At 69.2% G+C, this 12,331-nt stretch carries 11 protein-coding genes and 1 pseudogene; 8 read left to right on the top strand and 4 right to left on the bottom strand.

The genetic code is table 11. The features are described from left to right. The 3 genes from ACYVO7_RS23290 to ACYVO7_RS23300 all read right to left on the bottom strand — a co-directional run. Positions 1-579: ABC transporter transmembrane domain-containing protein (locus tag ACYVO7_RS23290; protein ID WP_460452160.1), on the bottom strand; the 579-nt coding region annotated here is incomplete at its 3' end. 226 nt (positions 580-805) lie between these two features. After that, positions 806-2,026: a glycosyltransferase gene (locus ACYVO7_RS23295; protein ID WP_460452161.1), complete on the bottom strand. Its 1,221-nt coding sequence runs from the start codon at positions 2,024-2,026 to the stop codon at positions 806-808. After that, a complete protein-coding gene (locus tag ACYVO7_RS23300; protein WP_460452162.1) occupies positions 2,023-3,216 on the bottom strand; it encodes a glycosyltransferase family 4 protein in 1,194 nt (397 codons plus the stop codon). Before ACYVO7_RS23300 ends, ACYVO7_RS23295 begins: the two co-directional genes overlap by 4 nt. 727 nt (positions 3,217-3,943) lie before the next feature. Here ACYVO7_RS23300 and ACYVO7_RS23305 point away from each other — a divergent pair. Beyond that, positions 3,944-4,321: pseudogene (locus ACYVO7_RS23305) on the top strand (class I SAM-dependent methyltransferase); the annotation flags it as partial. 20 nt (positions 4,322-4,341) lie between these two features. After that, positions 4,342-4,467 carry a hypothetical protein gene (locus tag ACYVO7_RS23310; protein ID WP_460452163.1) on the top strand — a complete coding sequence of 42 codons (126 nt, stop codon included), beginning with the start codon at positions 4,342-4,344 and terminating at the stop codon, positions 4,465-4,467. Between the two features lie 67 nt (positions 4,468-4,534). On the opposite strand, the gene gmd is transcribed toward ACYVO7_RS23310, so the two are convergent. Then, complete coding sequence (gene gmd, locus ACYVO7_RS23315) at positions 4,535-5,569, bottom strand: GDP-mannose 4,6-dehydratase (RefSeq protein ID WP_460452164.1); 1,035 nt, start codon at positions 5,567-5,569, stop codon at positions 4,535-4,537. A gap of 172 nt (positions 5,570-5,741) precedes the next feature. Here gmd and ACYVO7_RS23320 point away from each other — a divergent pair, with 172 nt between their 5' ends. The 6 genes from ACYVO7_RS23320 to ACYVO7_RS23345 all read left to right on the top strand — a co-directional run bounded on the left by ACYVO7_RS23320 (position 5,742) and on the right by ACYVO7_RS23345 (position 12,327). After that, positions 5,742-7,001: a glycosyltransferase gene (locus ACYVO7_RS23320; RefSeq protein WP_460452165.1), complete on the top strand. Its 1,260-nt coding sequence runs from the start codon at positions 5,742-5,744 to the stop codon at positions 6,999-7,001. 2 nt (positions 7,002-7,003) lie between these two features. Then, complete coding sequence (locus tag ACYVO7_RS23325) at positions 7,004-7,741, top strand: hypothetical protein (protein ID WP_460452166.1); 738 nt, start codon at positions 7,004-7,006, stop codon at positions 7,739-7,741. A gap of 102 nt (positions 7,742-7,843) precedes the next feature. After that, positions 7,844-8,368 (top strand): hypothetical protein, encoded by a 525-nt coding sequence (locus ACYVO7_RS23330; protein ID WP_460452167.1) that lies wholly within the window; start codon positions 7,844-7,846, stop codon positions 8,366-8,368. A 163-nt stretch (positions 8,369-8,531) separates the two neighbouring features. Then, positions 8,532-10,505 carry a hybrid sensor histidine kinase/response regulator gene (locus ACYVO7_RS23335; RefSeq protein ID WP_460452168.1) on the top strand — a complete coding sequence of 658 codons (1,974 nt, stop codon included), beginning with the start codon at positions 8,532-8,534 and terminating at the stop codon, positions 10,503-10,505. Positions 10,506-10,611: 106 nt separating this feature from the next. Further along, positions 10,612-11,049, top strand: a complete 438-nt coding sequence (locus ACYVO7_RS23340) for a response regulator (protein WP_460452169.1) — start codon at positions 10,612-10,614, stop codon at positions 11,047-11,049. A gap of 129 nt (positions 11,050-11,178) precedes the next feature. Next, positions 11,179-12,327: an HWE histidine kinase domain-containing protein gene (locus ACYVO7_RS23345; RefSeq protein WP_460452170.1), complete on the top strand. Its 1,149-nt coding sequence runs from the start codon at positions 11,179-11,181 to the stop codon at positions 12,325-12,327. The last annotated feature ends 4 nt before the right edge of the window (positions 12,328-12,331 follow it).

The raw sequence follows: 12,331 nt of genomic DNA on the forward strand, positions 1-12,331 counted from the left end.
GCGCGACGCCTGGTCGAGGCTGCTCTTGGTGGAGTACTCGTTGGCCAGCGCCAGCCCGAAGGTGATGACGCTGCCGCCGACCGCGAGCCAGCCATAGATGGGATTCAGCGCGAAGGCCGCGATCACGTAGACGGGCACCCACGGAAAGTCGCAGAAGGCCAACAGGCCGCTGCCCGTGAAGAACTCGCGGATGGTGTCGACGTCGCGCAGCGACTGCACGTGCCGCGGGCTCGGCTGGATGATCGTCGCGCGCTGCACGCCGCGGAACACGTCCGGATTGGCGACCTTGTCGAACCTGACGCCGGCCCGGACGAGGATCTTGGACCGCAGCATCTCCAGCGCCGACGACACCGCGTAGACGAAAGCCAGGATGACGGTTAGCGCGACCAGGGTGCTCAGGCTGCGGCTGGACAGCACGCGGTCATAGACCTGCAGCATGTAGAGCGGCCCGGCGAGGGCCAGGACGTTGATGAAGAAACTGAAAACGACGGCCGTGGCGAGGGCGGGCCGGGTGGCGCGAAGCGCGGTCTTGATGGCTCCAGGGCCGAGCGGCTTACCATCATGCACTTCGTCAGACATTGCTCACCATGAAGAATCGCGACATCCGGGCGCTGGCAACGCCCCCGGCCAATGACGAGGAACTAGACGACGCGTAGTACCATATTGTGGCAAAGCCTTTAAGAATAAACTTTGCCAATGGATCAACACGCGCAGCGGTTCACGGGATGCTGCGTCGCCGGGGCCACTGTTCAAGGCGAAGCCGCCGCGGCGGCGGAACCCGTTCAACTCCAGGTTCTCCGACCGGTCACTCCGACCTTTGAGCGAGGGCTCCGGATAGCACGCCGAGGTCGGAAATGAAACCCGCGGCCGAGAACTCGTCCTCGATCCTGCGGCGCCCGGCGCGGCCGATGGCGGCCAATGTCCCGCGATTCACGTAGCATTCGCGCAGAATTTCCGCGGCCTTCGCGACGTCCGGCTGGGCCCAGCGGCCCTGTTCGACGTCGTGGCGCTGCTGTCGGTCCTCAACCGGCACGAGGACGTAGGGCACCGGAAATCCGACCTGCGCGTCGACGAATTCCGCCGTGGCGGACCAGTTGGTGGCCAGCACGGGGACGCCCTGGTGCATCGCCTCCGCCAGGGTCAGGCCGAACCCTTCCGAGCGGTGCAGCGAGGCGTAGAGGTCGAGCGACGCCATCCACTCCAGCGTCCGCTCGCGCGACCAGTCCTCGCAAAACAGTTCCGCCCGCGAGCCCATTGCGCTGATTCGACTCTGCAAATGTTCCCAGGCGTGGCGGTCGTAGTCGGCCGAGCGGGTCTTGATCGACAAGAGGACGTAGTCCTTCGGGCCGAAGGCCGCCTCGAAGGTCTGAATGAGATCCCAGGGGTTCTTGCGGGCTTCGGTCGAGGCGATGTCGAAGGCGAATCCGATCTTGAAAGGCCCCACGGGCTGCTGGCGCTCCAGGCTCGGCTCCAGCGCCAGCGGATAGCGCAGGCGGCGCACCTGGCGGCCGGTGGACCGGGCGATCGCCTCGGCGGCGAAATGGGTCGGCGCGGCGATCTCGTGGACGAAGCGCGCCTGCTGGACCCAGCTGTCCGGAAGCCGCTCGAGCTCCCAGACCCACACCGCCACCAGCCGCTTGCCCTTCAGCCGCTTGCGTCCGATCGCGGCCAGCGCGCGGGGCATGTTCGGCGGCGTGACATAGAGCAGGATCGTTCCCGGCCCGAGGGGACAGTCGGCGGCGTCGAGGTCCGGCAGGCTGGCCGGCTGCATCAGGGCCGACGTCAGGTCGATGGCGGCGGCGCCGGGCCCGTGGTCGCGCAGCGAGGCCAGCGCCAGCCGGGCCGTCTGCCCGAGCCCCGAGGGCGATCGAAGCACGCCCGCCACGATCCAGGGCGGCCCCGCGTTGGCGGGGGCGGACGGATCGGGCCGGGGTGCGACCGCCGCGCTCAGCCAGGCATAGGCCGTGCGGCGCTGCCGGGCGGGCAGACGGCGCCACAGGTCATGCACGAAGTGGGCAAGGGTCATGCCGGCCGACCGGAGCCGAGAACGGCGTCGAACGCGCCGACGGTGCGCCGCGCCGCCTCCGCCCAGGTGTATTGCGTCGCCGCGCGGGAGCGCCGGTCGCGGTCTTCCGGCGTCTCGCCTACGGAAGCGTCGCAGAGCCTCGCCAGCGCCTGCGACCATGCATCAACGTCCATCGCGTCCACCGTGATCGCGTGTCCGAAAGCGGCTTCTTCCGTTGCGGCTCCACTGGAGACGGCCACCTGCGTTCCGCAGGCTAAGGCCTCGCTGACCGGCATGCCATAGCCCTCGTAAACGGAGGGATAAACAAATCCGGCAGCGGACTGATAAAGGCGCCGCAGCGTCTGCTGGTCGACATAGCCCGTGAGGATGAGCTGCCCGGAGCGCCGCAGGGCTTCGGAGGCGGCCGGCAGGTCGAGGTCTCCCCAGCCGAGCTGGCCCGTCAGCACGAGCGGCCAGCGGGCCCGCGTCGCCTCGGGCAGCCGCGAATAGGCCTGCACCAGCGTCTTGAAGTTCTTGCGCGGCTCCAGCGTGGCGACGCTGAGCAGATAGCGGCCCTTCTGCAGTCCCAGGGGCGCGGGCTCCTCCTGGCCCTGGAGCCCATAGGCCTCGTCGACGGCGGGCGGGACGATGCGGATGCGCTCGGCCGCGACGCCGAGCATGCTCATGACCTCGTCGGCGGAGAACTGCGAGATGGTCACGAAGAGCGGCGCCGTCTCGATGCGGCGCAGGCCCGCCTCGAACCAGCGCACGCGGTCCTTCGGATGCATCTGCGGGAAGCGGACCGGGGACATGTCGTAGATGACCGGGATCGCCTGGCCGCTCAGCTTGGGATCCGGGAAGAAGCCCAGCGCATAGACGAGGTCGAAGGGCCTCGTCCCCTGCGCCGCATCGATGAGGACGTCCGCGCCACGCACCGCCAGATACTTCGCCCGGGCGATCTGGTGGGACAGGCCCCGCGCCGGCTCGGCGGGCTTCAGGTCCTGGCCGACGCCGGGCGCCACCTTTACGGGCCGGAAGCCCTCGACGAAGTCCGCCAGCCTCTTGGCGCGGCGCCCGGTCCAGGCGAAAAGATCGAGGTCCGTCTCCTGCAATTCGGAGAGGCCTCGCGCGATGCCCATCGTGTAGTTGCCGATTCCGGTCAGTGGAAATCGCGTGGCGACGACGTCGATGGCGATTCGAGGGTGGGACATCGGGTTCCGATCGGGTTGGACCACGGGTGTTTACAAAGTCCATCCTGCCCCGCCAACCCTGCAGGGCGCCTTTCTTGACAGCAGGGCGCCTTCTCCTCTTTGCGCTGCGCCGGGCGTCGGCCCTTTCGCACTGCTGTTGCAGGAGAAGGTTTGCCCGGTGTCGGTCGCTTCGTGCGTCGTGTTCGGTCGTGCGCGCGCTCTATACCCGGATGCTCGCCGCCTGGTTCGGACCCCAGACGATCGCCGATGTCCAGTGGCTCAACCGGCTCCTGGTGGAGCTCGATCGGCGCGTCGCCGATCTGGAATCCGACTGGTCCGGCCACGTGTCGCGCATGAAGCGCGAGGTCGACGACGGCGTGACGGCGCTCAACCACCGGCTGGAGCGTGAGGACGGCAGGCTGATCGCCATCGAGGGGAGCACGGCCGAGCTGATGGACCGCGTCGAGCGCGAGTCCGCCCGCGCCCGCCGCGCCTATTCCGACCTGTCCGCCCGCTTCGCGAACCTGAAGGCCGCCATGCGCGACGGCGGCGCGGAGAACGAGACCGCCAAGCCGGCCCCCGAGGCGCAGGACGAGGCGCTCTCGCCGCTGCTGTCACGCTTCTACGCGACCTTCGAGGACCGTTTCCGGGGCTCGCGCGAGGAGATCCGGGACCGGGTCGCGGCCCTATCGCCGGAGGTCCGCGAGACCCTCGATCGCCTCGGCGGCGGACGGGTCGTCGATCTGGGCTGCGGCAGGGCGAGTGGCTGGAGGTCGCCCAGCAGGCCGGATGCGACGTTCTCGGCGTCGACAACAACGAGGCGCAGCTCGGCTCCGCGCGGGAGCGCGGCCTCCCTGTGCTCAGAGCCGACGCCCTGGAGGGGTCGTGCGCCCAGCCGGACGGCTCGGTCGCGGTCGCGACCGCGTTCCACCTCGTCGAGCACCTGCCATTCCCGGTGCTGGTCCGCTTCTGCCTGGAGATTCAGCGCGTGCTCGCGCCCGGCGGCTCGCTGCTCTTCGAGACGCCGAATCCGGAGAACGTGCTCGTCGGCGCGTGGAGCCTCCAACTCGACCCGACGCACCAGAAGCCTTTGCCGCCCGAACTGCTGGAATGCCTCCTGGACACGGTCGGCTTCGAGGCGGCAAGGTGCGGATGCTGCGCCCGCACTCCTGGCGCCAGGGCTATCCGAGCAAGGGCGGGCTGCCGCCCGAGGTCGTCGAACTGCTGTTCGGCCCGCGCGGCTACGCCGTGGTGGCGAGCAAGCCGCGCTGACGTCCGAACGAAAAAACCGGCGCGAGGGGACGCGCCGGGCTGAACCTGCGAGATCGGGCCGGGCCGGTCAGAACCGGAAGCCGCCGCTCTTCAGCCGCCGCGCGTCGGCCTCCGCCATCATGACGACGAGTTCCTCCAGCGAGGTCTGGGGCGCCCAGCCCAGCTTCTCCTTCGCCTTGGACGGGTCCCCGATGAGAAGGTCCACCTCGGCCGGACGGAAGAAGCGCGGGTCCACCGCCACGACAGTCTTGCCTGTGGCCGGGTCGAGCGCCTTCGTGTTCTCCCCTTCGCCTTCCCAGGCGAGCTTGACGCCGAGCGCCTCGGCGGTCAGCTCGACGAAGCGGCGCACCGTCGTGGTCCGGTTGGTGGCGAGCACGAAGTCGTCGGGCGCGTCGGTCTGCAGCATGCGGGCCATGCCGTCCACATAGTCCCCGGCGAAGCCCCAGTCGCGCTTGGCGTCCATGTTGCCGAGCTGCAGGGTCTCGCCGCTGCCCGCCGCGATGCCCGCCATCGTGGAGGTGATCTTGCGGGTGACGAACTCGCGCCCGCGCAGCGGAGATTCGTGGTTGAACAGGATGCCGGAGCAGGCGTGGATGCCGTAGCTCTCGCGGTAGTTCACCGTGATCCAGTGGGCGTAGAGCTTGGCCACCCCGTAGGGGCTGCGCGGATAGAAGGGCGTGTCCTCCTTCTGCGGGACGGCCTGGACCTTGCCGAACATCTCGGAGGTGGACGCCTGGTAGAAACGGATCTTGGGATCCACGATGCGGATCGCCTCAAGGATCTTGGTCACGCCCAGCGCGTCGATCTCGCCCGTGTAGATCGGCTGCTCGAAGGACGTGCCCACGAAGCTTTGCGCCCCGAGATTGTAGATCTCGGCGGGCCTCGCCTTCTCGATGCAGCGCAGGATGTTGCCGAACTCGAAGAGGTCGAATTCCATGAACTCGATCTCGTTCTCGACCCCGAGCTCCGCCAGCCGTCCCCGGTTGACGCTGGCGGACCGCCGATAGGCGCCCACGACCCTGTAGCCCTGCTGCAGGAGACGCTTGGCCAGGTAGGCCCCGTCCTGTCCCGTGATACCCGTCACCAGGGCTGTCTTCGCCATCGAGGCCTCCAAGGTTGCGGCCATCGGCCATGTCTGAGCCGCTGCGATATTTGCACTGGCCCGGCGCGTCAAGTAAGCTTGCAACCTGCGGGCGACGTCATCCCTTCGAGATCAGGCCACGAATTCGCGGATGGGCGAGCTTGTTGGACGCCCCACCGTCATGTGAAATCTGATGAAACTTGTCGTCCTCACGAATGACTTTCCGTACTTCGTCGCGCATCGGCTGCACGTCGCTCAGGCGGCCGCCGCCGCCGGCTGGACCGTGACGGTGATCGGGCCGCAGAGCCAGGCGATTCCTCCGGAGCTGGCGGCCTGCGGGTTCGACATCGCTGTCCTCCCTCTGGTGCGCTCCAAGCTGGATCCGGCGGCGGACCTCAACTATGTCCGCGGCCTCGTAACGGCGCTGGGCCGGATCCGGCCGGATGTCGTCCACGCGATCACGATCAAGCCGGTTCTGCTCGGCGGAATGGCGCTCCAGGCCGCGCGTCTGGCGCTTGGCCGGCGATTCGGCTTCGTCGCGACCATCCCGGGGCTGGGCCTCGTCTTCTCCACGTCCGCGGGCGCCTCGCGCCTGGGACGGCTGCGGCGCCTCGCCGTGGAGGCCCTCTACCGCGCCGCGCTCGCCTATCCGGGCGTGCGGGTGACCTTCGAGACGCAGTCGGATCGCGCCTTCTTCATGGAGCGCTTCGGCCTGCCCGCCGACCGCGCGATCCTGCTGGCCGGGACGGGCGTCGATCTCTCGCGTTTCGTGCCGGGTCGGCCTCCCGCTGCGCCGATGCGGGTGCTGTTCGCGGGGCGGCTCCTCCATTCCAAGGGCGTCGACACCTTCTGCGAGGCGGCCCGGCTCGTCCGTTCGCAGGGCCTCGACGTCAAATGGCTGATCGCCGGATGGCGGGACGGCGGCAGCGCCGACGCGCTCTCCGAGGATGACATCGAGGCGCTTCGCCGAAGCTCCGACGTCACCTTCCTGGGCCATGTGACGGACATGCCCGGCCTGCTGGCCGGCGTGCACGTATTGGCGCTTCCGACCCGCTATCCCGAGGGCGTGCCGCGGATCCTTATCGAGGCGGCGGCCTGCGGCGTGGCGATAGTCGTGCCGGACTTTCCCGGCGCGCGCCGTCTCGTGGACCACGAGGTTTCCGGCCTGCTGATCGACGACGACGCCGGCGCGCCGGCGGGCGGGCCCACGCCCGCCGCCGTCTCGCTGGCGCAGGCCGTCGCCCGGCTGGCCGGCGTCCCTGGACTGCGCGCCCGCCTGGCCGCCGACGCCCAGCGTCGCGTGCTGCGCGACGGCTACGGCGCCCCGGAGATCCAGGCGCGGTTCCTCGAGATCTTCGCCGAGTCGGCTGGCCGTCCCGCCCCGTCGGCGGCCGTCGAAGTCGTCCACCCTGCGCGCGCGCTCGACGTCGCCGCGCCGGCCGAGCGGTCGTGACCATGTCCTCGCGCCAAGACGACGAACGCCAAGACACCGAGCGCCATGAGGACGAGCCCCCCGGCGCCGAGCCCTCCAAGGCCGGCGACCGCGCGTCCGCGTTCGACCGCAAGGCGGCGCTGGCGCTTCTCGGCTCCTGGGTCGCCGTTCTGAAAGGCTGGCGCGACAAGGCGCTGCCCCATGCGGCGACGGCGGCCGGCAAGGCGGCGCAGGCGATCCGGGACGGCTCGCCCATCGCCGCGGCCGCCATCGGCAAGGTCGCGTCGCTGCTGCCGAGCCGGGTCGGGACCGCGGAGCCCGAGCCGCCTCCGCCGGACGATCCGGAGCTCATCGACGTCCTGGCCGGGCTCGACGCCATGCCGCCCGGCCGGCGGGACGACGTCGCCCTGATGGTGCTCGATCTCTGGGAGGCCTTCACCAAGGAGTTCGGCGGCGTCAGCGCCTTCGTCAGCCAGTCCGTCGACGCAAGGCAGGCCTATGTGGCCCGACTGAACGCGTCCGCCGGACGGATGGCCGTGACTCGCGGCACCGAGAAGGAGCATTTCTACTACTCGGTCGTGATCGTGGCGCATTACCTCGACGCCTGGTCCCAGGCCGCCACCGAAGAGGCGCATACCCGCTCCCCGGCGCAGGTCGACCGCCTCGGCGCGCAGTTCACCGCGCTCGTCGAACGCGGCCGCACCATTCGGACGCTCCGTGCGGGCCCCGCCGGGTCGCCCGCGTCGGCTAGGAACTCGTGACCAGGGCGGCCGGAGCCGAATGGCGCTGGTCAGGCTGGAACAAACGGAACTGACCCCCACGAACGTCGTTTCCAGTGCACTCGAACAGGCAAGGAGACGAAGATGGCAACCGATCAGAACTGGCAGGGCGGCGGGTCCAAGGGTGGAGCCGAGAGCGCCTCCGGCGCCGCGGGCTCGGTCAGCGAATTCGCTTCGAAGGCGGCCGACACGGCCCGGCAGGCCGTGAGCCAGGCGAGCGACGCCATCAAGGGCGCGACTCCCAAGGACGCTGCGCGCATCGCCCAGCAGGGCGGCGAGTACGCCTACAACACGGTGACGTCGCATCCGGTCGCGACGGCGGCGCTCGGGGCCTTGGCCGCCTACCTCATCTTCGGCCGCGGGCGCTCGAACGACTACTATCAGCGCGACATCGACAAGCAGTACCGCCGGGCGCGCGACACGGTCAGCGACTACGCCGACCGCGCCCGCAACCAGTGGGGCGGATACGACGTGTCCGACGCCATGTCGGTGGGACGGGACTACGCGTCCCGGATCGGCAACCAGGCCGCTCACGAGCCGCTCGCGGCGGCGGTCGGCGTGGGGCTCCTGGCCTGGATGGTGGGCTCGTTCCTGTCCAGCAACCGCTAAGGCGTCCGGCTCGGAAGACTATCCCAGGGCGGCGGCGACGCCGCCCTGGTTCGTTAAGCGGCCGCTGAAACGCGATCCTGCTTAATTCGGTCGGAACAAATCGCCCCCGGGCGCGTTCCAACCGGTTACGTCACCGGCGCAACGATCAGGGTGGGCGGACGACATGACCGGGGCGCCGGACTCACGACCAGACATCAGCGACGATCAGTATCGTCGACTTGTGGAGGGTGTTAAGGATTACGCCATCTACATGCTTGACCGCAGCGGCGTGGTCCGCAGCTGGAACGCCGGCGCCAAGCGCTTCAAGGGCTACGAGGCCGGCGAGATCATCGGCCGGCATTTTTCCGTGTTCTTCACCGAGGAAGACCGCCTCGCCGGGCTGCCCGAACGCGTGCTCCAGGTCGCGCGCGAGGAGGGCCAGTCCGAACAGGAGGGCTGGCGCATCCGCAAGGACGGCGCGCGGTTCTGGGCGCATGCGATCGTCGACCCCCTCTACGGCGACGACGGCGAGGTGATCGGTTTCGCCAAGGTCACGCGCGACATCAGCGACCGGCTAGCCGCCCGGGAGAAGCTGCGCGAGAGCGAGGAGCGGTTCAAGCTGCTCGTCCAGAGCGTCACCGACTACGCCATCTACATGCTCGACCCGCAGGGCGTCGTGACCAACTGGAACATGGGCGCGGCGCGGCTGAAGGGCTTTCAGGAGCACGAGATCGTCGGGCGCCATTTCTCGACCTTCTACACCGACGAGGACCGCGCCGCCGGCAAGCCCGGGCTGGCGCTCGACATGGCCGCCCGGCATGGGCGCTACGAGCAGGAAGGCTGGCGCGTCCGCAAGGACGGATCCCGCTTCTGGGCGAACGTGGTGATCGATCCGATCCGCAACGACCGGGGCGAGATGCTCGGCTACGCCAAGGTCACCCGCGACATCTCGGAGCGCAAGGCGGCCCAGGAAGAGGTCGAGAGGGCGCGCGCGGAGGCCCACCACGTCCAGAAGATGGCCGCGATCGCGCAACTCGCGTCCGGCATCGCGCATGATTTCAACAATCTTCTGACTGTCGTGATGGGCAATCTCGACCTGCTGAAGCGCGCCCGCGAGGAACGGCGGCCCAGGCTCATCGACGGGGCCCTGCACGCCGTCGAGCAGGCCCGCAAGCTCACCGGCAAACTCCTGGCCTTCAGCCGCAGCCAGCCGATGTTCCCCGACGCCATCGACCTCAACGCCCTCATCGCCGGGATGGACGACATCCTCTCCCAGTCGCTGCGGGGCGACATCCGGCTGGAGTTCGACCTCGCCGACCAGCTCTGGCCCGTCGAGGTGGACGTCTCCCAGATCCAGGTCGCGCTCATCAACCTCGCCGTCAACGCGCGGGACGCGATGCCCCATGGCGGGGCGTTCAGGATCAAGACCGAGAACCTCGTGATGGGTCACGGCCGGCTCAGCCACGCCGTGGCGGTCAGCGTCTCCGATGACGGGGTCGGAATCGACGCCGACTTCCTTCCCCGGGTGTTCGAACCCTTCTTCACCACCAAGGAGGTGGGCCGCGGCGTCGGACTGGGCTTGTCCCAGGTCTACGGCTTCGCCCAGCAGTCGGGCGGAAGCGTGGACATCCGCAGCGAGGTGGGCAGGGGCACGACGGTCACGCTCTATCTTCCCAAGGCGAAAACGGCGGAGAACCCCGCGGCCGGGGAGGCCGCCCGGAGCGGCGAGATCGACGGCCGGGGCCTGAAGATCCTGCTCGTCGAGGACAATCTCCACGTGGCCGAAGTGGCCGCCGCGCTCCTGACGGAACGGGGCCACGCCGTCGAAGCGGCGGTGAACGCCGAGGAGGCCCTTCAATTCCTGGCGCGCGCGCCGGACTTCGACCTCGTCTTCTCGGACCTCGTCATGCCCGGCGAACTGGATGGCCTGGCGCTCGCCCGCCAGGTGCGCTCGACCTGGCCGTCGATGCCGGTCCTGCTCGCGACGGGCTACAGCGACGCGGCGACCCGGGCCAAGGCCGAGGGTTTCGCCTTGATCACCAAGCCCTACCGCCCCGACGCGCTCGCGTCGGCGATCCAGCAGGTCGTCTCGCAGGCGGCCGCCGTCCCCTCCCAGGGGGCCTCCAACGTCGTCGCGCTCGCCCGCCCCGGGGCGTGAACGGCCGCGCCGCCGCTGAACCGACGTTTTCGCTCGATCTTCAGCGCGGCCGTGACTTGGCCTTAGTTCCTGGCATGATGAGCGCCTGGTCGGCTGAGGCGGGGCGATGGGCAGACCTCTCGCGATCCTTCTGGTCGAGGACGAACCGTTCGTGACCCTCACGGTCGCCGAAATGCTTGGCGAGATGGGCCATTCCGTCATCAAGGCGCAGGACGGGGCGGCTGGCCTGGAGGCGTTCGAGCGGCATCCCGGCGTCGATCTCCTCATCACGGATATCGGGCTGCCGCGGATGCGCGGCGACGCGCTGGCGGCGCGATGCCGGGAGACGAGGCCGGACCTGCCCGTCGTCTTCATCACCGGCTATCCGGCGACGGACGAGGTCGAGATGCAGCGCACGGCCTTCGTCGGCAAGCCTTTCCATTCCGCCGAGCTGATCTCCGCCATCCTGGAGATCCGGCCCCTGAAGCCGGGCCAGACCCTGTCGGGGCGACGCGAAGCGATCCGGCGCGTGCTGCGCGATACGCTGGCCACCGTCATGCGCTGACGCTGAGCCGCGCGCCTGCGCTCATGCGCGCCAGGCATTGGAGCCCTGTTTGCGGGAGTCTGCCGAACAAAACGGCCGTCTGGCCGTTCAATCCGCATGATCTCTGAAAATATCAGTCGGATTAAAGCGATGTCGTTGGCGCCCTGGGACGAAAACGCCCGCATCGCCGCGCTTCGTTCCTACGGCATCCTCGATACGCCCCGGGAGCCGGAATTCGACGACCTCGTGAATTTGGCGGCGTCGCTGTTCTCGTGCCCTATCGCGGTCATCACCCTGATCGAGGACAAGCGCCAGTGGTTCAAGGCCGAGGTGGGCCTGGGGATCCGGGAGACCCCGCTCGACGTCTCGATCTGCTCGCACGTGCTGCTGCGCAACGATCCTCTGGTCGTCGACGACCTCGCGGCCGACCCCCGCTTCACCTGCAATCCCCTGGTCACCGGGGCGCCGAACCTCAAATTCTACGCGGGCGTGCCCCTCGCGACGGCCGACGGCGTTCCGCTGGGATCGCTCTGCATCCTCGACTTCAAGTCTCGCACCCTGACCACGGAGCAGGTCGGCGTGCTGCAGGCATTGGCGCGCCAGGCGATGGGACACATCGAGCTGCGCCGCGCCGTCCGGCTGCGCGACGAGGCGCTGGCCGCCGCCGCCGAAGCCGAGAAGCGCCGGGCCCTCCTGATCCGCGAGCTGCACCACCGGGTGCGCAACATGCTGGCGCTCCTCAGCGGCATGCTCACCGTCACGGCCAAATCGCGGGGCGAGGACAAGCCGTTCCGTCGCATCTTCTCGCAGCGGATCGCCTCCCTGTCGGCCACCCATGCGCTGCTGACGGACGACTACTGGCAGACGGCGCGGGTCCAGGCCCTGATCGAGAACGAGATCGCGACGCTGACGCCCGAGCTTCGGCGGCGCTTCTCGATCGAGGGCCCGGCGGTGGACCTGGCCGCGGATCTTGCGGTTCCGCTGGGGATGGCTTTTCATGAGCTCGTCGTCAACGCCGTCGAGCATGGCGGCCTGGCGAAGGGAGAAGGCAAGGTCCATGTCGCCTGGCGCCTCGCAGAGGGCGAGGGCAAGCGCCTCGTCGACGTCGAGTGGCGGGAGGAGGGGGGCTCCGAGGTCGTTCCCCCATCCAAGCGCGGCGTCGGCCTGGAGATGCTCCAGCAGGTGCTCCGGATGCAGGCGAGGGCCGAGACCACGGTCGAGTTCCGTCCCGCCGGGCTCTATTTCCGGATGAGGGCGCCTCTGATCGAGGCGAGACTGGTGCCGAGTTTCGACGATTAGCGGC

Source organism: Alsobacter sp. SYSU BS001988, from assembly GCF_054796215.1.

What these genes read in the sequence shown, in the direction of transcription:
- ACYVO7_RS23295 (WP_460452161.1), bottom strand. Translation starts at nt 2,026, where the DNA reads ATGACCCTTGCCCACTTCGTGCATGACCTGTGGCGCCGTCTGCCCGCC.
- ACYVO7_RS23330 (WP_460452167.1), top strand. Translation starts at nt 7,844, where the DNA reads ATGGCAACCGATCAGAACTGGCAGGGCGGCGGGTCCAAGGGTGGAGCC.
- ACYVO7_RS23345 (WP_460452170.1), top strand. Translation starts at nt 11,179, where the DNA reads ATGTCGTTGGCGCCCTGGGACGAAAACGCCCGCATCGCCGCGCTTCGT.
- ACYVO7_RS23340 (WP_460452169.1), top strand. Translation starts at nt 10,612, where the DNA reads ATGGGCAGACCTCTCGCGATCCTTCTGGTCGAGGACGAACCGTTCGTG.
- ACYVO7_RS23325 (WP_460452166.1), top strand. Translation starts at nt 7,004, where the DNA reads ATGTCCTCGCGCCAAGACGACGAACGCCAAGACACCGAGCGCCATGAG.
- ACYVO7_RS23320 (WP_460452165.1), top strand. Translation starts at nt 5,742, where the DNA reads ATGAAACTTGTCGTCCTCACGAATGACTTTCCGTACTTCGTCGCGCAT.
- gmd (WP_460452164.1), bottom strand. Translation starts at nt 5,569, where the DNA reads ATGGCGAAGACAGCCCTGGTGACGGGTATCACGGGACAGGACGGGGCC.
- ACYVO7_RS23335 (WP_460452168.1), top strand. Translation starts at nt 8,532, where the DNA reads ATGACCGGGGCGCCGGACTCACGACCAGACATCAGCGACGATCAGTAT.
- ACYVO7_RS23300 (WP_460452162.1), bottom strand. Translation starts at nt 3,216, where the DNA reads ATGTCCCACCCTCGAATCGCCATCGACGTCGTCGCCACGCGATTTCCA.